General features: G+C 70.2%; 24 protein-coding genes. 11 read left to right on the top strand and 13 right to left on the bottom strand.

Annotation, left to right across the window (positions count from 1 at the left end; translation table 11 throughout):
- Positions 1-6: 6 nt before the first annotated feature.
- The 3 genes from gabT (at position 7) to AMK21_RS36390 (ending at position 2,540) form a co-directional block, all read left to right on the top strand.
- Positions 7-1,347 (top strand): 4-aminobutyrate--2-oxoglutarate transaminase, encoded by a 1,341-nt coding sequence (gene gabT / locus AMK21_RS30255; protein ID WP_073882350.1) that lies wholly within the window; start codon positions 7-9, stop codon positions 1,345-1,347.
- A gap of 148 nt (positions 1,348-1,495) precedes the next feature.
- Positions 1,496-2,320 carry a phosphatase PAP2 family protein gene (locus AMK21_RS30250; RefSeq protein ID WP_073882349.1) on the top strand — a complete coding sequence of 275 codons (825 nt, stop codon included), beginning with the start codon at positions 1,496-1,498 and terminating at the stop codon, positions 2,318-2,320.
- 13 nt (positions 2,321-2,333) lie between these two features.
- The gene (locus AMK21_RS36390; RefSeq protein WP_234422079.1) at positions 2,334-2,540 is read left to right on the top strand and encodes a hypothetical protein; all 207 of its coding nucleotides are present in this window, start codon (positions 2,334-2,336) and stop codon (positions 2,538-2,540) included.
- Here the strand turns inward: AMK21_RS36390 and AMK21_RS30245 are convergent.
- The 8 genes from AMK21_RS30245 to AMK21_RS30210 form a co-directional block, all read right to left on the bottom strand.
- Positions 2,518-4,341, bottom strand: coding sequence for a chitinase (locus AMK21_RS30245; protein WP_073882348.1), 1,824 nt, complete (start codon positions 4,339-4,341; stop codon positions 2,518-2,520). The two genes, AMK21_RS36390 and AMK21_RS30245, sit on opposite strands and share 23 nt — an antisense overlap.
- A 117-nt stretch (positions 4,342-4,458) precedes the next feature.
- The gene (locus AMK21_RS30240; protein ID WP_073882347.1) at positions 4,459-4,923 is read right to left on the bottom strand and encodes a hypothetical protein; all 465 of its coding nucleotides are present in this window, start codon (positions 4,921-4,923) and stop codon (positions 4,459-4,461) included.
- A 137-nt stretch (positions 4,924-5,060) separates the two neighbouring features.
- Positions 5,061-6,476, bottom strand: coding sequence for an NAD(P)/FAD-dependent oxidoreductase (locus tag AMK21_RS30235; protein WP_073882346.1), 1,416 nt, complete (start codon positions 6,474-6,476; stop codon positions 5,061-5,063).
- Positions 6,477-6,499: 23 nt separating this feature from the next.
- On the bottom strand, positions 6,500-7,303 hold the full coding sequence (locus AMK21_RS30230) for an ABC transporter permease (protein ID WP_073882345.1): 804 nt from the start codon (positions 7,301-7,303) through the stop codon (positions 6,500-6,502).
- Positions 7,303-8,244 (bottom strand): ABC transporter permease, encoded by a 942-nt coding sequence (locus AMK21_RS30225; RefSeq protein ID WP_073882344.1) that lies wholly within the window; start codon positions 8,242-8,244, stop codon positions 7,303-7,305. Before AMK21_RS30225 ends, AMK21_RS30230 begins: the two co-directional genes overlap by 1 nt.
- Complete coding sequence (locus AMK21_RS30220; protein ID WP_073882343.1) at positions 8,241-9,395, bottom strand: ABC transporter ATP-binding protein; 1,155 nt, start codon at positions 9,393-9,395, stop codon at positions 8,241-8,243. Before AMK21_RS30220 ends, AMK21_RS30225 begins: the two co-directional genes overlap by 4 nt.
- 73 nt (positions 9,396-9,468) lie before the next feature.
- Entirely contained in the window at positions 9,469-10,716 is a 1,248-nt protein-coding gene (locus AMK21_RS30215; RefSeq protein WP_073882342.1) for an ABC transporter substrate-binding protein, read from the bottom strand.
- A gap of 73 nt (positions 10,717-10,789) precedes the next feature.
- Entirely contained in the window at positions 10,790-12,304 is a 1,515-nt protein-coding gene (locus AMK21_RS30210; protein WP_073882341.1) for a gamma-aminobutyraldehyde dehydrogenase, read from the bottom strand.
- A 207-nt stretch (positions 12,305-12,511) separates the two neighbouring features.
- On the opposite strand from AMK21_RS30210, the gene AMK21_RS30205 reads away from it, so the two are divergent.
- Positions 12,512-13,060: an NADAR family protein gene (locus tag AMK21_RS30205; RefSeq protein ID WP_073882340.1), complete on the top strand. Its 549-nt coding sequence runs from the start codon at positions 12,512-12,514 to the stop codon at positions 13,058-13,060.
- Positions 13,061-13,165: 105 nt separating this feature from the next.
- Here AMK21_RS30205 and AMK21_RS30200 read toward each other — a convergent pair whose 3' ends face one another.
- A complete protein-coding gene (locus tag AMK21_RS30200) occupies positions 13,166-13,855 on the bottom strand; it encodes a DUF4190 domain-containing protein (protein WP_073882339.1) in 690 nt (229 codons plus the stop codon).
- A gap of 138 nt (positions 13,856-13,993) precedes the next feature.
- Between AMK21_RS30200 and AMK21_RS30195 the strand changes: the two genes are divergently transcribed.
- Genes AMK21_RS30195 through AMK21_RS30185 form a run of 3 tightly spaced genes read left to right on the top strand, consistent with a single transcriptional unit; the run spans position 13,994 to position 16,627 of the window.
- Positions 13,994-15,028, top strand: a complete 1,035-nt coding sequence (locus AMK21_RS30195) for an adenosine deaminase (RefSeq protein WP_073882338.1) — start codon at positions 13,994-13,996, stop codon at positions 15,026-15,028.
- Positions 15,029-15,050: 22 nt separating this feature from the next.
- Positions 15,051-15,764: a glycerophosphodiester phosphodiesterase gene (locus tag AMK21_RS30190; protein WP_073882337.1), complete on the top strand. Its 714-nt coding sequence runs from the start codon at positions 15,051-15,053 to the stop codon at positions 15,762-15,764.
- 59 nt (positions 15,765-15,823) lie between these two features.
- Positions 15,824-16,627, top strand: coding sequence for an SAM-dependent methyltransferase (locus AMK21_RS30185; protein WP_073882336.1), 804 nt, complete (start codon positions 15,824-15,826; stop codon positions 16,625-16,627).
- A 3-nt stretch (positions 16,628-16,630) separates the two neighbouring features.
- On the opposite strand, the gene AMK21_RS30180 is transcribed toward AMK21_RS30185, so the two are convergent.
- The 3 genes from AMK21_RS30180 to AMK21_RS30170 all read right to left on the bottom strand — a co-directional run bounded on the left by AMK21_RS30180 (position 16,631) and on the right by AMK21_RS30170 (position 19,998).
- A complete protein-coding gene (locus AMK21_RS30180) occupies positions 16,631-17,170 on the bottom strand; it encodes a hypothetical protein (RefSeq protein ID WP_073882335.1) in 540 nt (179 codons plus the stop codon).
- A gap of 53 nt (positions 17,171-17,223) precedes the next feature.
- Positions 17,224-18,387, bottom strand: a complete 1,164-nt coding sequence (locus AMK21_RS30175; RefSeq protein WP_073882334.1) for an extracellular solute-binding protein — start codon at positions 18,385-18,387, stop codon at positions 17,224-17,226.
- A gap of 171 nt (positions 18,388-18,558) precedes the next feature.
- Positions 18,559-19,998, bottom strand: coding sequence for a gamma-aminobutyraldehyde dehydrogenase (locus tag AMK21_RS30170; RefSeq protein ID WP_073882333.1), 1,440 nt, complete (start codon positions 19,996-19,998; stop codon positions 18,559-18,561).
- 176 nt (positions 19,999-20,174) lie between these two features.
- Here AMK21_RS30170 and AMK21_RS30165 point away from each other — a divergent pair, with 176 nt between their 5' ends.
- From AMK21_RS30165 to AMK21_RS30150, 4 genes are all read left to right on the top strand, one after another.
- Entirely contained in the window at positions 20,175-20,666 is a 492-nt protein-coding gene (locus tag AMK21_RS30165) for an Lrp/AsnC family transcriptional regulator (protein WP_012378816.1), read from the top strand.
- Complete coding sequence (locus AMK21_RS30160; protein WP_073882332.1) at positions 20,651-22,030, top strand: aspartate aminotransferase family protein; 1,380 nt, start codon at positions 20,651-20,653, stop codon at positions 22,028-22,030. The genes AMK21_RS30165 and AMK21_RS30160 overlap by 16 nt, the downstream gene beginning before the upstream one ends.
- Before the next feature lie 216 nt (positions 22,031-22,246).
- The gene (locus AMK21_RS30155) at positions 22,247-22,987 is read left to right on the top strand and encodes an ABC transporter ATP-binding protein (protein ID WP_073882331.1); all 741 of its coding nucleotides are present in this window, start codon (positions 22,247-22,249) and stop codon (positions 22,985-22,987) included.
- On the top strand, positions 22,969-24,129 hold the full coding sequence (locus AMK21_RS30150; protein WP_073882330.1) for a hypothetical protein: 1,161 nt from the start codon (positions 22,969-22,971) through the stop codon (positions 24,127-24,129). Before AMK21_RS30155 ends, AMK21_RS30150 begins: the two co-directional genes overlap by 19 nt.
- 13 nt (positions 24,130-24,142) lie before the next feature.
- On the opposite strand, the gene AMK21_RS30145 is transcribed toward AMK21_RS30150, so the two are convergent.
- Positions 24,143-24,598 (bottom strand): SRPBCC family protein, encoded by a 456-nt coding sequence (locus tag AMK21_RS30145; protein ID WP_073882329.1) that lies wholly within the window; start codon positions 24,596-24,598, stop codon positions 24,143-24,145.
- Positions 24,599-24,784 lie beyond the last annotated feature (186 nt).

Below are 24,784 nucleotides of genomic sequence, written 5' to 3'. Positions count from 1 at the left end.
CCCCTCATGACCGCAATCCCGCAGGAGCGCCGCGTCGTCACTGCCATCCCCGGCCCGAAGTCGGTCGAGCTGCAGGCCCGCCGTCTCGCCGCCGTCGCCGCAGGGGTGGGCTCCACCCTGCCGGTCTTCACCGCCCGCGCGGGCGGCGGGATCATCGAGGACGTGGACGGCAACCGTCTGATCGACTTCGGCTCCGGCATCGCCGTGACGTCGGTGGGCGCCTCCGCCGAGGCCGTCGTACGCCGCGCCTCCGCGCAGCTCGCGAACTTCACCCACACCTGTTTCATGGTCACTCCGTACGAGGGGTACGTCGAGGTCTGCGAGCAGCTCGCCGAGCTGACGCCGGGTGACCACGCGAAGAAGTCCGCGCTGTTCAACTCGGGCGCCGAGGCCGTCGAGAACGCGGTGAAGATCGCCCGCGCCTACACCAAGCGCACCGCCGTCGTCGTCTTCGACCACGGCTACCACGGCCGCACCAACCTCACCATGGGCATGACGGCGAAGAACATGCCGTACAAGCAGGGCTTCGGCCCGTTCGCGCCCGAGGTCTACCGTGTCCCGGTCGCCTACGGCTACCGCTGGCCGACCGGTGCCGAGAACGCCGGCGCCGAGGCGTCCGCGCAGGCCATCGACGAGATCACCAAGCAGATCGGTGCGGAGAACGTCGCGGCGATCATCATCGAGCCGGTGCTCGGCGAGGGCGGCTTCATCGAGCCGGCCAAGGGCTTCCTCCCGGCGATCGCGCAGTTCGCCAAGGACAACGGCATCGTCTTCGTCGCGGACGAGATCCAGTCCGGCTTCTGCCGTACCGGCCAGTGGTTCGCCTGCGAGGACGAGGGCATCGTCCCGGACCTGATCACCACCGCGAAGGGCATCGCCGGCGGTCTGCCGCTCTCCGCCGTGACCGGCCGCGCGGAGATCATGGACGCCGCACACGCCGGCGGTCTGGGCGGTACGTACGGCGGGAACCCGGTCGCCTGCGCGGGTGCGCTCGGCGCCATCGAGACGATGCGCGAGCTGGACCTGAACGGGAAGGCCAAGCGGATCGAGGAGGTCATGAAGGGCCGCCTCGCCGAGATGCGGGCGAAGCTCCCCAACGGCGACATCATCGGTGACATCCGCGGCCGCGGCGCCATGATCGCGATCGAGCTGGTGAAGTCCGGCACGAAGGACCCGAACCCGGAGGCGGCCGGCGCGCTCGCCAAGGCCTGCCACGCCGAGGGCGTCATGGTCCTGACCTGCGGCACCTACGGCAATGTGCTGCGCTTCCTGCCCCCGCTGGTGATCGGTGAGGACCTGCTGAACGAGGGCCTCGACGTGATCGAGCAGGCATTCGGCACGCTCTGATCCTTCGAACCCGGGAACGGGCGCGCGACGGCGTTGCGCGGTCGCCGTCCGGCATCCGGGTGAGGCCTGTGAAGAAGGTGTGCGGGGGCGATGGCGGGTGGCGGCTGCGACTGTCGGCCGCCCCTTCGCTGCCGTACGGTTTCTGCAGATGAGAGAAACACATCGCCCACGGGAAACCGCGGGTGATTCCGGGTCGGGGCTTCCCCAGCACCGTCCCGGGCGTGCCTTCGTGCACGCCTCCGGAGCCTCTGGCTCCGGTACTCCTCACCGATCGGACGGCCGCCCGCCCCACACCCCCCGGGGCGCGCGGCGACCCGGTCCCGCCGGCCATCCCGGAACAACCCCCCCTGTTCCCGGGTGGCCGGCCTCTCTTTCCCTAGGCGTCCTGGTGGCGCTGTTCGCGCTGATCACCTGGCAGGTGGTGGCCGAGGGGCCGCTGATCCGGCTGGACGAGCGCGTCGGCGAGAGCCTGTTCCGGCGCGGCCCGGCAGGACTGACCCAGCTCTTCTCGGATCTCGGCGGGGTACCGGTGGCGCTCCCGGTGCTCGTCTGCGCGATCGCGTACGCTCTGTGGCGCGGCGCCCGGCGGCTGCCGGTGTACGCGGCCCTCACCATGGCGGCCGTACCCGCGCTGGTGATCCCGTTGAAGGTGGCCACCGCCCGGCAGGGTCCGCTGACCGAGGCCGTCAACTACTACCCGTCGGGCCATACGGCGACGGCCGCGGTGGCATACGGGGCTTCGGCGCTGCTCCTCCTCGCCGTTCCCCGGCCGGCGTGGCTGCGCGCGTGGGTCCCGCCCGCCGCCGCTCTGCTGCTGACGGCGGCGACGGGCGTCGGTCTCGTGCTGCGCGGGTACCACTGGCCGCTGGACGTGCTGGCGAGCTGGTTCCTGGGGCCGGTGCTGCTGGCGCCGTTGTGCTGGGTCAGCCGCGGGCCTCGGCTGCGGTCAGGAGAGCCGCGAGCCACTCGGTGAGTTCCGCGGTGTCGTGGCCGATCGCCGCGAAGTGGATGCCGAGCGGCTCGTCGGCGGGGACGGCGGGCGGGAGGGCTTGTCCGCGTGGTCAGGCGTCAAAATCACCCCAGGACGGCGGCACGGCAGCACGGCATGGATGATGCCCGTCGCCGCGATCCTCTTCACCCCGGCGACGGGCATCGGTCTGGTGGGCTACCTCAGCGGCCGAAGTAGGCGTTGAAGTTCCGGCTGAACTCCCAGTTGCCGAACCGGTCCCAGTTGATCGACCAGGTCATCAGGCCGCGCAGCTCCGTCCAGGTCCCGTGGGTCTGGTAGGAGCCGCAGTCGGTCTTCTTGGTCAGGCAGTTGAGCGCCTTGTTGACCTCGGCCGGTGAGGTGTGGCCGTTGCCCGCCTGGGTGGAGGCCGGGAGGCCGATGGCGACCTGGTCGGGGCGGAGTCCCGGGAAGACGCGGCTGGTGTTGCCCGCGACCGGGAAGCCGGCGAGCAGCATGTCGGTCATGGCGATGTGGAAGTCCGCGCCGCCCATCGAGTGGTACTGGTTGTCGAGGCCCATGATCGGGCCCGAGTTGTAGTCCTGGACGTGCAGCAGGGTCAGGTCGTCGCGCAGGGCGTGGATGACCGGCAGGTAGGCGCCGGCGCGCGGGTCCTGGCCGCCCCAGGGTCCGGAGCCGTAGAACTGGTAGCCCAGCTGCACGAAGAAGGTCTCGGGCGCCATCGTCAGGACGAAGCCGGAACCGTACTTCGCCTTGAGGGTCTTCACCGCGGAGATCAGGTTGACGATCACCGGCGAGGTCGGGGCGCGGAAGTCGGTGTCCCCGGTGTTCAGCGAGAGCGAGTGGCCCTCGAAGTCGATGTCCAGGCCGTCCAGGCCGTAGGTGTCGATGATCTTCGAGACCGAGGTGACGAAGGCGTCCCGGGCGGCGGTGGAGGCGAGCCGCACCTGGCCGTTCTGGCCGCCGATGGAGATCAGGACCTTCTTTCCTGCCGCCTGCTTGGCCTTGACGGCCGCCTTGAACTCCGCCTCGGACTCGACGTTCGGGCACTCGGCGACCGGGCAGAGCGAGAAGCGGATGTCACCGGAGGTGACGGAGGTGGGCTCGCCGAAGGCGAGGTTGATGACGTCCCAGGAGTCGGGCACGTCCGCCATGCGGGTGTAGCCGGAGCCGTTGGCGAAGCTGGAGTGGAGGTAGCCGACCAGCGCCCGGGCGGGGAGCTTGGCGTCGCCGCCCCCGCCGCCCGCCGTGGTGGTCGCGGTGACGGCGGCCGACTTCGCGGACTCGCCGGCCGCGTTGGTGGCGGTGACCTGGAAGCTGTACGCGGTGGAGGCTGCCAGTCCGGTCACGGTGGTGGACGGGCCGGTGGCCGTGGCCACCTTCGTACCACCGCGGTAGACGTTGTAGCCGGTGGCGCCGGAGACGGCGTTCCAGGAGAGCGCGACCGAGGAGGAGGTGATCGCGGTGGTCCGCAGGCCCGCGGGGACGGCCGGGACGACCACCGGGTCGCCGCCGGGGCCGACGAGGGTGAGGTCGTCGACGTAGTGGGCCGGGGTGCCGTACCAGCCGTGGGTGTAGACGCTCACGGAGGTGGTGGAGGGGCCGGTGGTGAAGCTGGTGGTGAGCTGCTTCCAGGCTCCGGTGGACTGGGTCCAGGTGGAGACGTCGGTGGTGCCGGTGCCGGTGGCGCCGAGGTAGACGGGGCTGCCCTGCACCCAGGCGCTCAGCGTGTAGCGGGAGTTGGGCTTGACCGTGACCGCCTGGGAGCACCTGGCGTTGTCGTTGCCCGCCGGGGTCGCCCTCAGGGCTGACGTACCGCTGCGTACGGGGGTGGAGACGGCCGCCCCGCTGCCGGCGGTGCAGCTCCAGCCGTCGAGACCCGCCTCGAAGCCGCCGTTGCGCGCCACGTCCACCTCCGCCGCGCCGGCCGCCGGTGCCGTGGCGACCAGGGCACCGGCAGCGAGCACCGCGGCCGTACAGGTGGCCAGAAGTCCGGAAGATCTGACGGTTGGTCCGGTGCGTTCCACAACAGCCTCCGTGCAGGGGGGAATTGGGTGTGGCGTGCGCACAACATGGTCCAGACCAATCAGGTTGTCAAGACCTCTGGCGGGGAGGTCACCCCCTGACAGCCTCCGAGCTGGGGGTCACCCTCCTTCGCGGTCGCCCTGGGCCGCGGCTCCGGCCGCCTCGTGCATCGCCAGCTCCAGCAGCGCCGCGTCCGTGAGGGTCCCCGAGCCGTCCGGCGGGATCAGCCACCTCACTCCCCCGGCCGCCCGGCCGGGGTGGGGAACGACGATCCAGGTGCCGGGGCCCGCGCCCCGGACGCCGGTACCGAGCCAGCGCGACGCGGTGCCCGGCGGGACGAAGAAGCCCATGCGGGACCCGCCGAAGTCGGCGAGGACCGGACCGGGCCGGTCGATGAGGCGGGTGAGCACGTCCAGCGTCGGACATCCCAGCTCCCCCGGCAGGATCAGCACGTCCCAGCACTCGCCGGCGGGAAGGAGCGCGATCCCCTGCGGGTTCCGCTCCCACTCCCACCGACAGGCACCCGGATCCGGTGCCACCGATGTGAGCCACTCGACCGCGGCCCTGGTCTCCGAGCCAGTCATGACCAGCCTCCCGTTGACGTGAGCACCGGCAGGGTCCTGCCGGTGCGTACACGGAGGAGAGAGCGTCGGACGCGAACTATGACGCGGGTTGGGGCCACTCGTCGGCAGTGAAGTGGGTCACACTGTTGGACGGGGTGTCAGCTGTCGAAGCCCAGCCCCAGCTTGTCCATGGTCCTCAGCCACAGATTGCGGTGTCCGCCGTTGACATCGGCGCGGGCGAGGGACCGCTTGGTGATCTCGATGCCGGCCCAGGCGAACGGCTCCGGTGGGAACGGCATCGGCTTCGAGCGGACCATGTCCAGGCGGGTCCGCTCGGTCTCCTCGCCGGCGAGGAGATCCAGCATCACATCCGCCCCGAAACGCGTCGATCCGACGCCGAGACCCGTATATCCGGCGGCGTACGCGACCCGTCCCTGATGGGCCGTCCCGAAAAAGGCCGTGAAGCGGGAACAGGTGTCGATCGCGCCGCCCCAGGCGTGTGAGAAATTCAGTCCGGAAAGCTGCGGAAAACAGTCGAAGAACTGCTCCGCGAGTTTAAGGAACGTCTCCGGTCGCTGGTCCAGATCGGCGCTGAGGCGGCCCCCGTACGGATAGATCGCGTCGTATCCGCCCCACAGGATCCGGTTGTCCGAGGAAAGCCGGAAGTAATGGAACTGGTTTGCGCTGTCTCCGAGTCCCTGGCGCCCCTTCCAGCCGATGGAATCCAGTTGCTGGGGGGTGAGCGGTTCGGTCATCAGCGCGTAGTCGTAGACCGGCACGGTGTACGGGCGGACCCGCTTCACGAGCGACGGAAAGATGTTGGTGCCGAGCGCGACCCGGCGGGCGAAGACCCGGCCGTACGGCGTACGCACAGCCATCCCCTGGCCGGAGCGCACGAGGTCGAGGCCCCGGGTGTGCTCGTAGATCCGTACGCCCAGCTCCCGGCAGGCTCGCTTCAGGCCCCAGGCGAGCTTGGCCGGGTGCAGCATCGCGACGCCGTTCCGGTCCCAGAGGCCGCCGAGGAAGGTGGGCGAGTCGACCTCGGCGCGCAGGGCGTCGCGGTCCAGGAAGTCCACGCCCGTGATGCCGAGCTTCACGAGCTCCTCGTGCCATTCCCGCAGCTCTTCGAGCTGGTGGGGCTCGGTGGCGACATCGATCTCACCGGTCCGCTCGAACTCGCAGTCGATCTTGTAGCGGGCGACGGCGGCCTCGATGGCGTCGAGGTTCCGCTCCCCCAGCTCCTCCAGCTTCGCGATCTCGTCCGGCCACCGCTCCACGCCGTTGGCCAGGCCGTGGGTGAGGGAGGCGGCGCAGAAGCCGCCGTTGCGGCCCGAGGCGGCCCAGCCCACCTCGTGCCCCTCGATGAGGACGACGTCCCGGCCGGGGTCGCGCTCCTTGGCGATGAGCGCGGTCCACAGTCCGCTGTAGCCGCCGCCGATGACCAGGAGGTCGGCGTGCTCGTCGCCCGTCAGGGCGGGGAGCGCGTCGGGTTTGGCCGGGTCGTCCAGCCAGTAGGAGACCGGCTTGGCGCCGGAGAGTGATTGGGCAGCGATACTCATGGCAGCTGGGGCCATGGTTTCCAACTCCTTCAGGACTTTCAGGTTCGAGCGTTGCTCTTCCGTCGGCTCGCGATGAGCTGGCCGACGAGAACCATCGTTACCGCAATGATGAACATGGCGGTGCCGATGACGTTGATCTGCACGGGCGTGCCGCGCTGCGCCGATCCCCAGACGAACATGGGGAAGGTGACGGTGGAGCCCGCGTTGAAATTCGTGATGATGAAATCGTCGAACGAGAGCGCGAAGGCGAGCAGCGCTCCCGCCGCGATTCCGGGGGCCGCGATGGGAAGGGTCACCCGTACGAATGTCTGCACGGGGCCCGCGTAAAGGTCACGGGCGGCTTCCTCCAGTCTCGGGTCCATCGACATCACGCGCGCCTTGACGGCCGTCACCACGAAGCTGAGGCAGAACATGATGTGCGCGATCAGCACGGTCCAGAAGCCGAGCTGGGCGCCCATGTTCAGGAAGAGCGTGAGCAGCGACGCGGCCATGACGACCTCGGGCATCGCCATCGGCAGGAAGATCAGCGAGCTGATCGCGCCGCGCGCCCGGAACCGGTAGCGGACCAGCGCGAAGGCGACGGCCGTGCCGAGCGCGGTGGCTCCGAGCGTCGCCCAGAACGCGATCTGGAGCGAGAGCGAAAGGGATCCGCAGAGGTCGGCGACACCGCAGGGATCCTTCCAGGCGTCCAGCGAGAACCGCTGCCACGCGTAGTTGAAGCGCCCATTGGGCTTGTTGAACGAGAACACCATCACGACGATGTTCGGCAGGATCATGTACGCGAGGGTCAGCAGACCCGCGATGACTATCAGGTTCCGGCGTATCCAGCGCAGTAGGGGCATCAGACCAGGTCCTCCGTCCCGGAGCGGCGGATGTAGAAGGTGACCATCAGCAGGACGATCGCCATGAGGATGAACGAGAGCGCGGCGGCCGTGGGATAGTCCAGGACCCGCAGGAACTGGCTCTGGATGACGCTGCCGACCATCTTGGTGTCGGTGGAGCCCAGCAGCTCGGCGTTGACGTAGTCACCGCTGGCCGGGATGAAGGTCAGCAGGGTGCCGGAGACGACGCCCGGCATGGAGAGCGGGAACGTCACCTTGCGGAAGGTGGTGGCGGGGGTGGCGTAGAGGTCGCCCGCCGCCTCGTGCAGCCGGCCGTCGATCCGCTCCAGCGAGGTGTAGAGCGGCAGGATCATGAACGGCAGGAAGTTGTACGTCAGACCGCAGACGACGGCCATCGGGGTGGCGAGGACCCGGTTGGACTCGGTCCAGCCGAGCCAGCTGGTGACGTCCAGGACGTGCAGGGTGTTGAGCACCTCCACGACCGCGCCGCCGTCGGCGAGGATCGTCTTCCACGCCAGCGTACGGATGAGGAAGCTGGTGAAGAACGGGGCGATGACCAGCACCAGCACCAGGTTGCGCCAGCGGCCCGCCTTGAAGGCGATGAGGTAGGCGAGCGGGTAGCCGAGCAGCAGGCAGAGGATCGTGGCGGTGCCCGCGTACAGCAGGGACCGGATGAACTGCGGGTAGTAGTCGCGCAGCGCGTCCACGTACGTCTGGAAGTGCCAGGTGACCTCGAAGCCCTGCTCCAGGGAGCCGGTCTGTACGGAGGTGGAGGCCTGGTAGACCAGCGGCAGCGCGAAGAAGACGAGCAGCCACAGGATCCCGGGGAGCAGCAGCCAGTACGGGATGAGGCGTTTACGGGTGGAGGGCTTGCGGAGCGTGAGCTTCCGGGGCTCCTCGGGCTGTGCGGGGGGCGCGGGCGGCGCTTCGGTGAGGCTCACTCCGCGTCCTCCACGCTGGTGGCGCCCGCGTCGATGTCCTGGGCGGCGTCGAGGCCGAAGGTGTGGGCCGGGTTCCAGTGCAGGACGACCTCGGCGCCGGGCAGGAGTCCCGCGCGCCTGTCGACGTTCTGCTCGTAGACCTGGAGAGCGGTCCCGGCCGGGCTCTCGACCACGTACTGCGTCGAGACGCCGATGAAGCTGGAGTCGGTGATGCGGCCGGTGACGCGGTTGCGGCCCGCGGCGATGTCATCCGCGTCGTCCGCGTGGGCCAGGGATATCTTCTCGGGCCGGATACCGAGGAGGAGCCGGCCGCCGCTGGTGGTGGGGGCCGAACACCGCTCGCGGGGCAGGGTGAGCTTCCCGCCGCCCGCGGCCACGACCAGGTCGGTGCCGGAGGAGACGATCTCACCCTCGATGAGGTTGGAGGTGCCGAGGAAGTTGGCGACGAACGTGGTGCGCGGGTTCTCGTACAGGTCGGCCGGGGCGCCGAGCTGCTCGACTCGGCCTCCGTTCATCACCGCGACGGTGTCGGCCATGGTCATGGCCTCCTCCTGGTCGTGGGTGACGTGCACGAAGGTGATACCGACCTCGGTCTGGATCCGCTTGAGCTCCAGCTGCATCTGACGGCGGAGCTTGAGGTCGAGGGCGCCGAGCGGCTCGTCCAGCAGCAGGACCTGCGGGTGGTTGATGAGCGCGCGGGCGACGGCGACGCGCTGCTGCTGGCCACCGGAGAGCTGGTGCGGTTTGCGGCGGGCGAAGTCGCCGAGCTGGACCAGCTCCAGCATGTCGTCGACCTGCTTCTTCACCGACTTGATGCCGCGCCGGCGCAGCCCGAAGGCGACGTTCTCGGCGATGTCCAGGTGCGGGAAGAGGGCGTAGCTCTGGAAGACGGTGTTGACCGGCCGCTTGTACGGGGGCAGGTCGGTTATGTCCTTCTCCCCGAGGAGCACCGTGCCGGTGGTGGCCTCCTCCAGCCCCGCGATCATCCGCAGGGTGGTGGTCTTGCCACAGCCGGAGGCGCCGAGCAGGGCGAAGAAGGAGCCCTGGGGGACGGTCAGGTCGAGCGGCTGTACGGCAATGAAGGAGCCGTAGGTCTTGCTGATCCCGACGAGGCGGACATCGCCGCCCGCGGTCTGCTGCTGCTGTGTCATGGGTCGCGGTCCCAGTGTGTTCGGGGGAGTACGGGGAAGGGGTGACCTGGCGGTGTACCGGTGAGGTGCCTGGTCAGGCGCCGATGAGTTTGGCGAACTTCTCTTCGTACGCCGTCTCTTCCTCCGTGCTCAGGGAGCGGAAGGAGCGGGACTTCGCCGCCATCTCCCTATCGGGGAGGATCAGGGTGTTGGAGGCCATCGACTCGTCGATCTTGGCGAGTTCGTCACGTACGCCGTCGACCGGGCAGACGTAGTTGATGTACGCGGCGAGCTGGGCGGCGACCGGCGGCTCGTAGTAGTAGTCGATGAGCTTCTCGGCGTTGGTCTTGTGCCGGGCCTGCGCGGGGACCAGGAGGTTGTCGCTGGAGGTGATGTAACCGGCGGCCGGGATCGCGAACTTGATGTCCGGGTTGTCGGCCTGGAGCTGGATGATGTCCCCGGCCCAGCCGACGCAGGCGGCGATGTCGCCCTTGCTGAGGTCGGCGGTGTAGTCGTTGCCGGTGAAGCGGCGGATCTGCTTCTTGTCGACGGCCTTCTGGAGCCGGCCGATCGCGCCGTCGAAGTCGGCGTCGGTGAACTTCCCCGGGTCCTTGCCCTGGTCGAGGAGGGTCATGCCGACGGTGTCGCGCATCTCGGAGAGGAAGGAGACGCGCCCCTTGAGCTTCGGGTCGTCCAGGAGCTGCGTGACCGAGTCGACCTTGCGGCCTCCGGTCGCCTTCGCGTTGTACGCGATGACCGTGGGGATGCCGGTCCAGGGGTAGGAGTAGGCGCGGCCGGGATCCCAGTCGGGGGTGCGGAACTGGGCGGAGACGTTGGCGAAGGCGTGGGGAAGGTTCGAGGGGTCGAGCTTCTGTGCCCAGCCGAGCCGGATGATGCGGGCGGCCAGCCAGTCGGTGACGCAGATGAGGTCGCGCCCGGTGTTCTGGCCGGCGGCGAGCTGCGGTTTGATCTTCCCGAAGAACTCGACGTTGTCGTTGATGTCCTCGGTGTACTTGACCCTGATCCCGGTGCGTTCGGTGAACGCGGCGAGGGTGGGGCGGGTCTTCTCGTCGTCGCTGACGTCCATGTACTCGGTCCAGTTGGAGAAGGTGACTTCCTTCTCCTTCTCCGAGTGGTCGTCGGCGGCGGCGGCTCCCTCGGCGCGTCCGGCGGGCGGGATGCCGCAGGCGCCGAGGGTGGCTATCCCGCCCAGCGCGAGGGCGCCCATACCGGAGGCGCGCAGCAGGGAGCGGCGGGTGAGGGCTCCCCTGCCGCTGGTCAGGGAACGCTTCACGGCCGCCAGCTGGGCGGACGAGAGGCGCTCGGGCTCGTAACTCTCCATACGTGTTTGCCCTTTCGGGTGGGAGGCCGCCGGGGCCTGTACTCGTGGACGGGCCCCGATCGCGCGGCAGCTGCTATCGGTCCCCGAAGATCGTGCGGTGCCAGTCCTTGCGGGCGACCGCGGTGTTGTCGTACATGACGTGCTTGACCTGCGTGTACTCCTCGAAGGAGTACACCGACATGTCCTTGCCGAAGCCGCTGGCCTTGTATCCGCCGTGCGGCATCTCGGAGAGGATCGGGATGTGGTCGTTCACCCACACACAGCCCGCCTGGATCTCGCGGGTGGCGCGGTTCGCGCGGTACAGGTCGCGGGTCCAGGCGGAGGCGGCCAGTCCGTACGGGGTGTCGTTGGCCAGCGCGATGCCCTCGTCGTCGGTGTCGAAGGGGAGGACGACCAGGACGGGGCCGAAGATCTCCGACTGGACGATCTCGCTGTCCTGGGCGGCGCCCGCGACGAGGGTGGGCCGGTAGTACGCGCCGTCCGCGAGGTCGCCGCCGGGGGCCTCGCCGCCGGTGACGACCTGGGCGTAGCCGCGGGCCCGCTCGACGAAGGCGGCGACGCGGTCGCGCTGGGCGTGGCTGATGAGGGGGCCGAGGTCGGTGGACGCGTCGAACGGGTCGCCGAGGCGGACGGTCTCCATGAGCGCGGCGACGTCACGGACGAAGGCGTCGTAGAGGGGGCGCTGGACGTAGGCGCGGGTGGCGGCGGTGCAGTCCTGGCCGGTGTTGATGAGGGAACCGGCGACCGCGCCGTGGACGGCGGCCTCCAGGTCGGCGTCGTCGAAGACCACGAAGGGGGCCTTGCCGCCGAGCTCCAGGTGGAGGCGCTTGACGGTGGCGGTGGCGATCTCCGCGACCCGCTTGCCGACGGCCGTGGAGCCGGTGAAGGAGGTCATGACGACATCGGGGTGGCCGACGAGGTGCTCGCCGGCCTCCTTGCCCGCGCCGGTGACGATGTTGATGACGCCGTCGGGGATGCCCGCCTCGGTGGCCGCCTGGGCGAACATCAACGAGGTCAGCGGGGTGAGCTCCGCCGGCTTGAGGACGATGGTGTTGCCCGCGGCGACGGCCGGGAGGACCTTCCAGGCGGCCATCTGGAGCGGGTAGTTCCAGGGGGCGATGGAGCCGACGACACCGATCGCCTCGCGCCGTACGTACGAGGTGTGGTCGCCGTCGTACTCGGCGGCGGCCTTGCCCTCCAGGTGGCGGGCGGCGCCCGCGAAGAAGGCGGCGTTGTCGACGGTGCCGGGGACGTCGAACTCGGTGGAGAGCTTGAGCGGCTTGCCGCACTGGAGGGACTCCGCGTACGCGAAGTCGTCGGCCTGCTCGGCGAGGACTGCGGCGAACCGGTGCAGGGCCTCGGAGCGCTCGCCGGGGGTGGCTGCCGACCAGCCGGGGAAGGCGGCCCGGGCGGCGGCGACGGCCGCGTCCACGTCCTCGGTGCCGGCCAGCTCGTACCGCAGGACGCTCTCGCCGGTCGCGGGGTTCACCACGTGGTGGTGGCGGCCGGACGTGCCGGGGAGCAGCTTGCCGCCGATGTACTGCGCACCTTCCGCGAAGCGGTCCTGAACCTGGAAGCCGTTGCTCATGACGCTCTCCTCCGCCGCTGTACCCGCTGCGCGGGGTCGGCGTAGCCTCTTCGTGAATTGAGTGCCGATCCTGACAGAGGGGTCCAGGCCCAACAAGTGATTCCGTTGTTGCCTTTTGGTTACGCGACGGAATCTGTCGACCATGTGTCGTGTCGGTGCGGAAATCCCCGTACGGAGTGTCAGTGGCGGATGCCACACTCACATGCCATGGGACCGATCGATGAGCTTGTGGCCGACGTGGCGCGGGGCAAGCGGGTGAAGTATCTGCCGTTCTGGGGCCACCGCCCGCGCCCGGACGGCCGGCTCGGGCCGAGCTGCCTGAGCCAGTGGTGGCCGTCGCCGTTCACCGTGGACGGCGTCACGTACGCGAGCGCCGAGCACTGGATGATGGCCGGCAAGGCCCGCCTCTTCGGCGATACGGAGGCGGAGAAGGCGGCTGTGGAGGCGAGCGGTCCGGCGGCGGCCAAGAAGGCGGGGCGGCTGGTGCGCGGCTTCGACGAGGACCTGTGGATACGGGAGCGGTTCGCCCTGGTGGTGGAGGGCAGCACGCACAAGTTCGGGCAGAGCCCTGAGCTGGCCGGCTATCTGCTGGGCACGGGCGACCGGGTGCTGGTGGAGGCGTCCCCGCTGGACCGGATCTGGGGCATCGGGCTGGCCGCGGACGACGAGCGGGTGGAGCGGCCGCAGGAGTGGCGGGGGCTGAATCTGCTGGGGTTCGCGCTGATGGAGGCGCGGGTTCGACTGCGGACGGTCTAGCCCGGCTGCGGGCCTTCTCGACCACAGGTACGACAGCGCCGCCCGGTCCGGCGGGGAAGGGGTTCCCTGCGGGACCGGGCGGCGGATGCGGTACGTCCCCCGGGGCTAGCCGCGGCCCTCGATGACCAGCGACGTGGCGAACGGGTCGTCGTCGTAGGTGTCGTCGAAGCTGGAATCGCCGTTGGCGACGGCCCAGATGATGAAGCCGAGGAGCACGGACCCGAGCACGATGCCGACCGAGCCCGTGATGATGCCGGCGATCGCCATGCCCCGGTTGGTCGCCTCGCCGCGCTTGGCCCGGCCGAGGCCGATGATGCCGAAGATCAGGGCGAGGATGCCGAGGATGATGTTCACCCCGTACATGCAGAAGCCGACCACCGAGATGATGCCGAGCACCAGCGCGGCCGTGCCGAGGCCGTTCGAGGGCTGGGGCCCCCAGGGCTGCTGGCCGCCGTAGGCGTCGTACCCCGGGTAGCCGCCGTACGGCTGTGCCGGAGGTGCCGGGTAGCCGTAGTGCCCGGCCGTCGGGGGCGGCGGCGCCTGACCGGGGCCGCCCGGGCCGACCGGCGGCGGTACGGTCGAGGGCGGCGGGCCGAAGCCCCCGCCCGCGGGTATCGGTCCGGTGCCCTCCGGCGCCGGCCCCGCACTCGGCATCGACGTCACGGTCTGCTGGTCGTGCACGGCGGGCGGCGGCGGGGCGGCGGCCTGCTTGCCCAGGTCCACCCTGCTGTCCGGCGGTGCCCACGGATCGCGCGGCGCGGCCCCGCCCCCGGGCTGCTCTGTGTTGTCTGACATGGGCCTCCCCCATCGTGGTCCCGTCATGCTACGGCCCGGCTCCGCGACACCTCACCCCGCCTACGATGATCGGTGCAGCCGGCCGGACCACCCCCGGGGCTCCGCCGATGTACACGCCGAACTGTGGGAGACAGACACATGACCGATCCGCACCCCTTCATCGCCGGGCTGCCCAAGGCCGAGCTCCACGTCCACCATGTCGGGTCCGCCTCGCCCCGGATCGTCGCCGAACTGGCCGCCCGGCACCCGGACTCCAAGGTCCCCACGGACCCGGAGGCGCTGGCCGACTACTTCACGTTCACCGACTTCGCGCACTTCATCGAGGTCTACCTCTCGGTGGTGGACCTGATCCGCACCCCGGAGGACGTCCGGCTGCTCACCTTCGAGGTGGCGCGGGACATGGCACGGCAGAACATCCGGTACGCGGAGCTGACCGTGACCCCGTTCAGCTCGACCCGGCGCGGCATCCCGGAGGTGGCCTTCATGGAGGCCATCGAGGACGCCCGCACGTCCGCCGAGGCCGAGTTGGGCGTCATCCTGCGCTGGTGCTTCGACATCCCGGGCGAGGCCGGGCTCCAGGCGGCCGAGGAGACGGCCCGGCTGGCGGTGGAGCGGCGGCCCGAGGGGCTCGTCTCCTTCGGCCTCGGCGGACCGGAGATCGGGGTGGGGCGCCCGCAGTTCAAGCCCTACTTCGACCGGGCCATCGCCGAGGGCCTCCACTCGGTGCCGCACGCCGGGGAGACCACCGGACCGCAGACCGTCTGGGACGCTCTCACCTCGCTGCGCGCCGAGCGCATCGGCCACGGCACCAGCTCCGTCCAGGACCCGAAGCTGCTGGAGCACCTCGCCGAGCACCGGATCGCCCTGGAGGTCTGCCCGACGTCGAACATCGCCACCCGCGCGGTCACCGACATCGAGCTCCACCCGATCCGGGAGATGGTGCAGGCGGGCGTCCTGGTCACCGTCAACAGCGACGACCCGCCCATGTTCGGCACCGACCTGAACAACGAGTACGCGGTCGCCGCCCGGCTGTTGAAGCTGGACGAGCAGGGCATCGCCGGCCTCGCGAAGAACGCGGTGGAGGCCTCGTTCCTGGACCCGGCCGGCAAGCGGCGGCTGGCCGAGGAGATCGACACGTACACGGCGAACTGGCTCCGGGGCCCCGCCCGCTGACCCCGGTCGTCACAATGGCCCCATGGCCGACACCACCTCCCCCCTCACCGCCGTCGCGCATCGCGGCGACCCGTACCGGGCCCGCGAGAACACGCTGCCCTCGATCCGCTCCGCCCTGGACCGGGGGGCGGACGCGGTCGAGATCGACGTGCGGGTGACCCGCGACGGGGTGCCCGTCCTGCTCCACGACACGACGCTGGAGCGGCTGTGGGGCCATGACCGGCGCGTCGACCGGCTCACCCACCAGGAGGTGCTGGAGCTGACCGGCGGCGGGGTGCCGACCCTGCGCGAGGCGCTGGACGCCACCGGGGGGCACCGGGTGATGGTGGACCTGCCCGGCTCCACGGACGCCTCGGTGAGGAAGATCGTGGGTACGGTCCTGGAGTGCGGGGCGGGCGAGCGGGCGTACTACTGCGCCGGCGCGGACGCGATGCTGCGGGTGCGCGCCGTGGACCCGGCCGCGGAGATCGCGCTGACCTGGAACACGCTCGCCCCGCCGCGCCCGGTCCTGCTGGAGGCGGTGAAGCCGCGCTGGCTCAACTACCGTTTCGGGCTCGTCAGCCGCGAACTGGCCGACCGGGCGCACCGGGACGGGTTCCTCGTCTCCGCCTGGACGGCCGACACGAAGCGCACGATGCGCCGGCTGATCGAGCGGGGCGTCGACTCGATCACCACCAACCGGATCGACGCCCTCCACAAGCTGCGATCCAACTCCCCTGCACTGAGGGGCTCTTGATCGGTCCGGCATGATGGTCGGTGCCGTGACGCGCCGATGGGTACCGAGGAGCAGCAGACGTGAGTGAGAACCGACCGCGGGCCGAGGCCCCCGCCCGGATACGTTCCGACGTCGCGCACAACGCCCGGGTCTGGAACTACTGGCTGGGCGGCAAGGACCACTACCCGGTGGACCGGGCGGTGGGCGACCAGGTGACCGGGATGTACCCGAGCATCGGCGAAGTGGCCCGCGCGGACCGGGCGTTCCTCGGCCGGGTGGTGCGCCATCTGGCCGGGGACGTGGGCATCGACCAGTTCCTGGACATCGGCACCGGCCTGCCGACGGCCGACAACACCCACGAGATCGCCCAGCACACCGCCCCGCACGCCCGTGTCGTCTACGTCGACAACGACCCGATCGTGCTGGCCCACGCGCGGGCCCTGCTCAGCAGTTCGCTGGAGGGCGCCACCGAGTACGTCGACGCGGACGCACACCACCCGGAGCGCATCCTGAAGGCGGCGGAACCCACCCTGGACCTCGGGCGTCCCGTGGCGGTGATGATGCTCGGCATCCTCAACTTCATCCTGGACACGGACGAGGCGCGGTCCATCGTCCGCACCCTGATGGCGGCCGTGCCCTCCGGCAGCCACCTGGTGCTCACGCACCCGACGCTGGAGCTGGGCGGCGAGGGCAACGAGGCGGCGATGCGCTTCTGGAACGAGAACGCCACCCCGCCGATCACCGCCCGCAGCCGGGAGGAGTTCGCCTCGTTCCTGGACGGTCTGGAGATCCTGGAGCCGGGGGTCGTCTCCTGCTCCCGCTGGCGTACGAACCCTCGGGAGCCGGAGGTCGCGCAGTTCGGTGTGGTGGCCCGGAAGCCGTGAGACTCAGGCGCTCGCCGGGACAGGGGCCGTAGGGGCCGGCGCCTGCTCCAGCGCCTCCAGCCGCTTGATCATGCGCCGCACGATCAGCAGGGGGATGACGCCGAAGACCCCGAAGGACATGTCGATCACGGACCACCAGAACGGGATGTCCCGGATCGGGCCGCAGATCAGGGCGAGCGGGATGATCCCGGCGCAGGCGATCACGCCGAACTCGATGACCCAGATGTTGCGGACCGGGTCGCGGTAGGGGCCGTAGAAGGCGACGGCGATGACCAGGTGGGCGAAGGCCAGCCAGTCGGTGCCGTACAGCATGAAGGGCGTGTCGCGTTCGATGGTGTCGAGCCCTTCGCGGACCCGGGTGATCCACTCCATCAGGCCCGGGAGGTGCTCGGGGACCGGGGAGGCGGAGGCGCTCAGGAGATCCTCGGCCCAGCGGAGTTCGGTGACGAGCGGGAAAGCCGTGATCCCGCTCAGCACCAGACAGACGATGAAGAGGACCAGCCACCTGCGTATACGCCGGGTGAGGGCGTGTCGCTCGCTCATATCCGCAGCGTACGCCCGCCTTCACGCCCTCTTCACGCCGCCCTGTTACGGGTTCACAAGCCGACGATGGAGTTCCACTTCTTGGCGAAGTCCATTCGCTCCTCGGAGGTGATGTCGCGGGCGATGGCGAGCCGTTCGCGCATCGTGTCGTCGGGGAAGATCAGCGGATCCTCGGCGAGCGCGGCCGTCTCCTCGTCCTTCGAGGAGGCGAGGACGTCACGGGCGGCGGGGACCGGGCAGACGTAGTTGACCCAGGTGGCGAGTTCGGCGGCGACCTCGGGGGCGTAGTAATGGTCGATCAGCCGCTCGGCGTTGCGCTTGTGGCGGGCGAGGTTGGGGATCATCAGGGACTCGGCCCACAGTTCGGCGCCCTCCTCGGGGACGACGAACTCGATGTCGGGGTTGTCGGCCTGGAGCTGGATGACGTCGCCGGAGTAGGCCTGGCAGGCGAGCACATCGCCGGTGGCGAGGTCCTTGATGTAGTCGTTGCCGGTGAAGCGGCGGATGTGCTTGGAGCGGACCCGGCGCTCCGTCTGCTCGCAGATCTCGTGGAAGTCCTCGGACGTCCAGCGGGTGATGTCGACGCCGTTGCCCTGCATCAGCAGCGCGAACGACTCGTCAAGGCCGGAGAGCAGGGTGACCCGGCCGCGCAGGTCGTCCGCCCACAGGTCGCCGGTGGAGCGGATCTCGCGGCCGAGCCGCTTCCGGTTGTACGCGATACCGGTGATCCCGGACTGCCACGGGACGCTGTGGCGCCGCCCCTCGTCGAAGGCGGGTGAACGCAGCTGAGGATCCAGGTACTTGGCCACGTTGGGCTGCGTCGCCCGGTCCATCTCCTGGACCCAGCCGAGCCGGACGAAGCGCGCCGCCATCCAGTCGCTGATGACGATCAGGTCCCGGCCGGTCTGCTGGCGGTTCATCAGCGCGGGGCTGATCTTCCCGAAGAACTCGTCGTTGTCGTTGATCTCCTCGGTGTACGTGACGGAGATCCCCGTCCGCTCCGAGAAGGCGTCCAGGGTGGGCCGCTTCGACTCGTCGTCGTCGTCGGTGTCGATGTAGAGCGGCCAGTTGGCGAAGTGCAGCGTGCGGTCGGTGGCGGAGCTGTCGTGTCCGGCCCGGTCCCCCGGCTCGACGAAGGCCGCGGGCACCCCGCAGCCGGCCAGGGTGGTGCCGGCCGCACCCGCCCCGAGGGCGCGCAGCAGGGAACGGCGGGACATGAGGTTCTTCCTGATCGCTCGCACCCGCGCAGAATGCCCGTCGGCGGACGCTCGGACAATGGACCAAGCGTCCAGCGGGACGGTCCCGCCCCGCACACGTTGTACAGAGGAGGGCGCACGCGTACGGCCCCGGGTCGGAGCCCGGGGCCGTACACCGCGACGATCCGTGGATCAGTCCTCGATGGACGTCATGACGTGCTTGACGCGGGTGTAGTCCTCGAAGCCGTACGCGGAGAGGTCCTTGCCGTAGCCGGACTTCTTGAATCCGCCGTGCGGCATCTCGGCGACCAGCGGGATGTGGGTGTTGATCCACACGCAGCCGAAGTCGAGGTTCTTGGACATGCGCATGGCGCGGGAGTGGTTCGTGGTCCAGACCGAGGAGGCGAGCGCGTACTCGACGCCGTTCGCGTACTCCACCGCCTGCTTCTCGTCGGTGAACGACTGGACCGTGATAACGGGCCCGAAGACCTCGTTCTGGATGATCTCGTCGTCCTGCTTGAGGCCGGAGACGACGGTCGGGGCGTAGAAGTAGCCCTTGTCGCCGACCCGGTGGCCGCCCGCCTCGACCTTGGCGTGGGCGGGGAGCCGCTCGATGAAGCCGCTGACCTGCTTCAGCTGGTTGGCGTTGTTGAGCGGGCCGTACGCCACGTCCTCGTCGTCCGGCTGCCCGGTCTTCGTGTCGGCGGCGGCCTTGGCGAGCGCGGCGGTGAACTCGTCGTGGATGGACTCGTGGACCAGGACCCGGGTCGCGGCCGTACAGTCCTGGCCCGCGTTGAAGAAGCCGGCCTCGGAGACGCCCGAGACGGTCTTGGCGATGTCGGCGTCCTCGAAGACGATGACGGGCGCCTTGCCGCCGAGCTCCAGGTGGACACGCTTGACGTCCTTGGCGGCGGACTCGGCGACCTGGATGCCGGCCCGTACGGAACCGGTGATGGAGGCCATCGCCGGGGTCGGGTGCTCGACCATCGCGCGGCCGGTGTCCCGGTCGCCGCACAGGACGTTGAAGACGCCCTTGGGCAGGATCTGGCCCATGATCTCGGCCATCAGCACGGTCGACGCCGGGGTGGTGTCGGACGGCTTGATCACGACGGTGTTGCCCGCGGCGAGCGCCGGGGCGAACTTCCAGACGGCCATCATCATCGGGTAGTTCCACGGCGCGACCTGCGCGCACACGCCGACGGGCTCGCGGCGCACGATGGAGGTCAGGCCCTCCATGTACTCGCCGGCCGAGCGGCCCTCCAGCAGGCGCGCGGCACCGGCGAAGAAGCGGATCTGGTCCACCATCGGCGGGATCTCTTCGCTGCGGGTGAGCCCGATCGGCTTGCCGGTGTTCTCCGACTCGGCCGCGATCAGGTCCTCCGCGCGCTCCTCGAAGGCGTCCGCGATCTTCAGCAGGGCCTTCTGACGCTCCGCGGGCGTCGTGTCGCGCCAGGCCGGGAAGGCGGCCGCGGCGGCTTCCATGGCGGCATCGACGTCGGCCTGGCCGGAGAGCGGCGAGGTCGCGTAGACCTCTTCCGTCACCGGGCTGACCACATCGATGGTCCGCCCGTCCGCGGCGTCCCGGAACTCCCCGTTGATGTAGTTGCGCAGACGGCGCACCTCGGTGGTCATGACCACCCCTCCTGTCGGCTGTCCGATGGGTGAGACACCCACCCTAATCGGTCCGGTGACGCTTTCGACATAGGCAACCACCACCAGCTTCGGATTCAGTCGGTTCCGCACGCTCACTCAACGAATTTCATCGATCTGGGGTTGCGAGACAGACGAGTGCGGTGCAGAGTGGATGTGTGGCCAGTCGCAGCGCAGACTCCAGGACCGGGAACGGATCGCCGCCAGCGGTCGATGCCGTCTCCCTCGCAATCATCGAGCAGCTCCAGGAGGACGGACGGCGTCCGTACGCCGCGATCGGCAAGGCCGTGGGCCTCTCCGAAGCGGCTGTGCGCCAGCGCGTCCAGAAGCTGCTCGACCAGGGCGTGATGCAGATCGTCGCCGTCACGGACCCGCTCACCGTGGGATTCCGGCGCCAGGCGATGGTCGGCATCAATGTCGAGGGCGACCTCGACCCGGTGGCCGAAGCCCTGTCGGCCATGGCCGAGTGCGAGTACGTGGTGATGACCGCGGGCTCCTTCGACCTGATGGTGGAGATCGTCTGCGAGGACGACGACCACCTGCTGGAGACGATCAACAAACGCATCCGGACCCTTCCCGGCGTGCGCTCCACCGAGAGCTTTGTCTACCTCAAGCTCAAGAAGCAGACCTATATGTGGGGAACCCGATAGCCGTGAGCAAGGACCTCAGCCGAACCGCGTACGACCACCTGTGGATGCACTTCACCCGCATGTCGGACTACGAGAACGCGCCCGTTCCCACCATCGTGCGTGGCGAGGGAACGTACATCTTCGACGACAAGGGCAAGCGCTACCTGGACGGCCTCTCGGGCCTGTTCGTGGTCAACGCCGGCCACGGTCGTCACGAGCTCGCCGAGACGGCGTACAAGCAGGGCCAGGAGCTCGCCTTCTTCCCGGTGTGGTCCTACGCCCACCCGAAGGCCGTCGAGCTGGCCGAGCGTCTCGCCGACTACGCCCCGGGCGACCTCAACAAGGTCTTCTTCACCACCGGTGGCGGCGAGGCCGTCGAGACCGCCTGGAAGCTGGCCAAGCAGTACTTCAAGCTCAAGGGCCAGCCGACCAAGTACAAGGTCATCTCGCGCGCGGTCGCCTACCACGGCACCCCGCAGGGCGCCCTGTCCATCACGGGCCTGCCCGCCCTCAAGGCCCCCTTCGAGCCGCTGGTCCCCGGCGCGCACAAGGTGCCGAACACCAACATCTACCGCGCCCCGCTCTTCGGCGACGATCCGGTGGCCTTCGGCCGCTGGGCCGCCGACCAGATCGAGCAGGAGATCCTCTTCGAGGGCCCGGAGACCGTCGCCGCGGTCTTCCTGGAGCCCGTGCAGAACGCGGGCGGCTGCTTCCCGCCGCCGCCCGGCTACTTCCAGCGGGTCCGCGAGATCTGCGACAAGTACGATGTGCTGCTCGTCTCCGACGAGGTCATCTGCGCCTTCGGCCGCCTCGGCACGATCTTCGCCTGCGACAAGTTCGGCTACGTGCCGGACATGATCACCTGCGCGAAGGGCATGACCTCCGGCTACTCCCCGATCGGTGCCTGCATCGTCTCGGACCGCGTCGCCGAGCCGTTCTACCAAGGCGGCAACACCTTCCTGCACGGCTACACCTTCGGCGGCCACCCGGTCTCCGCGGCGGTCGGCCTCGCCAACCTGGACATCTTCGAGCGTGAGAACCTCACGCAGCACGTCCTGGACAACGAGAACGCCTTCCTCACCACGCTGCAGAAGCTGCACGACCTGCCGATCGTCGGCGACGTCCGCGGCAACGGCTTCTTCTACGGCATCGAGCTGGTGAAGGACAAGGCCACCAAGGAGACGTTCACCGACGAGGAGACCGAGCGCGTCCTCTACGGCTTCCTCTCCAAGGCGCTGTACGACAACGGCCTCTACTGCCGGGCCGACGACCGCGGCGACCCGGTCGTCCAGCTCGCGCCGCCGCTGATCTCCGACCAGTCGACGTTCGACGAGATCGAGGGCATCCTGCGGGCCGTGCTGACAGAGGCGTGGACGAAGCTCTGACCCTCGCATGAACGCCGGATGATCATCATTCAGCGGTCATTTCATACGGTCCACCCGGCCCGGATGCACCCTTTCGAGTGAGAAGGGGAGCGTCCGGGCCGCGTGCTGTGCGTACACCCCGGTCCGACTATCTACGGTGCCCAGTGACCGATCGGCCGCGTCCTCGTTCCCCCGTACGGGGGAACGGGAAAATTCATCCGAACCGAGGTGTACGCCATGGTGGCCCCGCCGGACAACGACGTGATCTGGGCGCGTTCCCTGCACCACTCCCACAACGGATCGCCCGGTCTCGGCGGTGTCTCCATCTCCGTCCGCGACGCCGAGATCCTGGCCGTGACCGGCCCGCGCGGCAGCGGGAAGACGACCCTGCTGCACTGCCTGTCGGGCCGGCTGGTGCCCGAGCAGGGCGAGGTCTGGTTCAACAGCGTCCCCGTGCACACCATGACTCCGCGGGTGCGCGAGCAGCTGCGGAGGGAACGGTTCGGCTGGATCGGCGCCGACCCGGAGCTCGTGCCCGAGCTGACCACCTGGGAGAACGCGGCGCTGCCGCTGCTGCTGCGCGGCGCCTCGCACCGGGCCGCCAAGAAGGCCGCCACGGAGTGGCTGGAGCGCCTGGACATCGCTCCGCTCGCCAAGAAGCGCCCGCACGCCCTGCTCCAGGCCGAACGCCAGCGGGTCTCCGTCGCCCGGGCCCTCTGCGGGCGGCCGACGGTGCTCTTCGCCGACGAGGCCACCGCGACCCTGCATCGGGCCGAGCGCTCCCAACTCCTGCGCACCCTGACCGCCGCGGCCCGCTCGCACGGCATCACGGTGGTCCTGGCCACCCATGACGCGGAGGTCGCCGCCCTCGCCGACCGGACCGTCTCCCTGCTGGACGGCCGCCGCGTCGCCACCGTCGCCCTGCCCGGCGTACCCGCCGATACGGAGGGCAGCGCGGCGTGCTCGCTCTCCGTCTGACCCGCGGTACACACCCCCTCGTCCTGGTCCGGCGGCTCCTCGTCGCCGCCGCCTCCGCCGGTGTCGGCTTCCTCCTCCTGTGCTCCCTGGGGTACGCCTCCGCGCACCCCGCGTCCGCCGGTTCGGTGCTACGGCTGCTGTGGTGCTTCGTTCCGCTCGCCGCCACCGTGATGTTCGCCGTGGCGGTGGCCCGTACGGATCCGAGCACGCGCCCCCGGCCCGGTCTCTCCTCAATGGGCCTCGGCCCGGTACGGCTCTCGGTCCTGGCCGCGGTCTCGACGGCCGTCTCCACCACGCTCGGCTCGATGGTGGCGCTGCTGTTCTTCCTGCATCTGCGGGGCGATCTGACCGGGATGCCGTTCGACGGCGGAGCGGCGGAACTCCTCGGCGCGGGCACTCCGTTGCCGCTGGCCGCCGCGCTGATGCTGCTCGCCCTCGTACCGGTGGTGTCGGCGACGGCGAGCGCGCTGGCGCTGCGGTCGCGGCCCGACCCGGCCCGGGACACCTTCGGCTCCGAGGAGCTGCCGGAGCCCGCCCCCGCGCCGAGCGGTCTCCCGTGGGGTGTGGCGCTGGTGGCCCTGGGGCTGGCGGTCGAGGCGTACGCGTCCCGGGACGCGGCGGGCAGCGCGTTCCCGTTGCCGGGCCGGTTCGACGCGACCCCCGTGGCGGTGCTGGCCGGCTGGACGCTGGCCGCGGCCGGCCTGGCCGTCGCCGGTCCCGGTCTGACGTATCTGTGCGGGCGGGCGCTCCAGGCGGTGCGCCCGGGTGCCGCACGCCTGCTGGCGGGCCGGGTCCTGATGGACGAGGCGCGCCGGATCGGCCGCCCGCTCGGGATCGTCTGCGCGGTGTTCGCCGCGGTGATCGCCGCCTCGGCGCTGTACGGGGGCGACGAGCGCCCCTGGGGTCCGCTCACCGCGCTCGGTGCGGTGCTGGTCCTCGGGTGCACGGTGGCGACGCTGCTGACCTCGGCCCTGGAGGCGAAGCAGGCCCGCGCCCACACCGCCGAGGCGCTGCTGCGGATGGGCGCTCCCGCCTCCGTACTGCGCGCCGCGACCGCGCTGCGGGCGGCCGCACTGCTGGCCGTGTTCGCCCCGCTGACCTGGGTGATCGCGGAGCTTGCGGCGCTGCCGCTGGCGAAGTAGGCCGCGCGGGGGCTCAGGGGTGAGTGGCCAGGCGGGCGGCCAGCGCGTCGAAGAAGGCCTCCCAGCCGTCCTCGGCCGCCGCGTACTGCTCCGGTGTGAGGTTGCCGCCGCGCTGCTGGAAGGCGAGCTCGGTGGTTCCGTGGCCGAGGTCGGTGAAGGTCACGGTGATGATCTCACCCTCCGCGTCCTTCGGCGCGGAACCGTCCTTGAGCGTGAGGACCAGGCCGTCGGGCTCGCTCACCTCGCGGTAGACCCCGTGGAACGGCATCTCGACACCCGGCATCACGATGACCAGGCTCCATGCGCCGCCCGGCCGTACGTCCATCGACACCCGGTCCAGCGGTACCTCGGCCTCGCCGCCGTACCAGGCGGCGAAGTCCTCCGGTGACGTCCAGGCCGCGAAGACCCGCCGCTGCGGGGCGTTCAGCACGCGGGTGAGGTCGATGCCCTGGCGGGTGCCACCGTTCATGGTCGGGTCCTCGTCTCGTGGTCGCGGTCGGGGGTCGGGTCCGGGGATTCGGGGTCCGTCTCCAGCTTGCCCGGGCGCCCCCGTCCTGTCCTGTCGCGCCGGTCCCTCCCCGGACCGCCTCCGCGTCCGCCCCCGGCGCCAGCGTGCCCGTGCGTCGGGGCGACGGCCCGCCGTGTCCCGGCCTCG

Origin of the sequence: Streptomyces sp. CB00316, assembly GCF_001905595.1 — a bacterium.
Classification (GTDB): domain Bacteria; phylum Actinomycetota; class Actinomycetes; order Streptomycetales; family Streptomycetaceae; genus Streptomyces.
This window is presented reverse-complemented; position numbering and strand designations above follow the sequence as displayed.

Excerpts from the sequence above, each read along its gene's own strand:
- AMK21_RS30175 (WP_073882334.1), bottom strand. The coding sequence starts at position 18,387 with ATGTCCCGCCGTTCCCTGCTGCGCGCCCTCGGGGCGGGTGCGGCCGGC.
- AMK21_RS30240 (WP_073882347.1), bottom strand. The coding sequence starts at position 4,923 with ATGACTGGCTCGGAGACCAGGGCCGCGGTCGAGTGGCTCACATCGGTG.
- AMK21_RS30230 (WP_073882345.1), bottom strand. The coding sequence starts at position 7,303 with ATGCCCCTACTGCGCTGGATACGCCGGAACCTGATAGTCATCGCGGGT.
- AMK21_RS30180 (WP_073882335.1), bottom strand. The coding sequence starts at position 17,170 with ATGAGCGAGCGACACGCCCTCACCCGGCGTATACGCAGGTGGCTGGTC.
- gabT (WP_073882350.1), top strand. The coding sequence starts at position 7 with ATGACCGCAATCCCGCAGGAGCGCCGCGTCGTCACTGCCATCCCCGGC.
- AMK21_RS30220 (WP_073882343.1), bottom strand. The coding sequence starts at position 9,395 with ATGACACAGCAGCAGCAGACCGCGGGCGGCGATGTCCGCCTCGTCGGG.
- AMK21_RS30195 (WP_073882338.1), top strand. The coding sequence starts at position 13,994 with ATGACCGATCCGCACCCCTTCATCGCCGGGCTGCCCAAGGCCGAGCTC.
- AMK21_RS30210 (WP_073882341.1), bottom strand. The coding sequence starts at position 12,304 with ATGAGCAACGGCTTCCAGGTTCAGGACCGCTTCGCGGAAGGTGCGCAG.
- AMK21_RS30205 (WP_073882340.1), top strand. The coding sequence starts at position 12,512 with ATGGGACCGATCGATGAGCTTGTGGCCGACGTGGCGCGGGGCAAGCGG.
- AMK21_RS30250 (WP_073882349.1), top strand. The coding sequence starts at position 1,496 with ATGAGAGAAACACATCGCCCACGGGAAACCGCGGGTGATTCCGGGTCG.
- AMK21_RS30155 (WP_073882331.1), top strand. The coding sequence starts at position 22,247 with ATGGTGGCCCCGCCGGACAACGACGTGATCTGGGCGCGTTCCCTGCAC.
- AMK21_RS30200 (WP_073882339.1), bottom strand. The coding sequence starts at position 13,855 with ATGTCAGACAACACAGAGCAGCCCGGGGGCGGGGCCGCGCCGCGCGAT.
- AMK21_RS30170 (WP_073882333.1), bottom strand. The coding sequence starts at position 19,998 with ATGACCACCGAGGTGCGCCGTCTGCGCAACTACATCAACGGGGAGTTC.
- AMK21_RS30235 (WP_073882346.1), bottom strand. The coding sequence starts at position 6,476 with ATGGCCCCAGCTGCCATGAGTATCGCTGCCCAATCACTCTCCGGCGCC.
- AMK21_RS30190 (WP_073882337.1), top strand. The coding sequence starts at position 15,051 with ATGGCCGACACCACCTCCCCCCTCACCGCCGTCGCGCATCGCGGCGAC.
- AMK21_RS30215 (WP_073882342.1), bottom strand. The coding sequence starts at position 10,716 with ATGGAGAGTTACGAGCCCGAGCGCCTCTCGTCCGCCCAGCTGGCGGCC.
- AMK21_RS30145 (WP_073882329.1), bottom strand. The coding sequence starts at position 24,598 with ATGAACGGTGGCACCCGCCAGGGCATCGACCTCACCCGCGTGCTGAAC.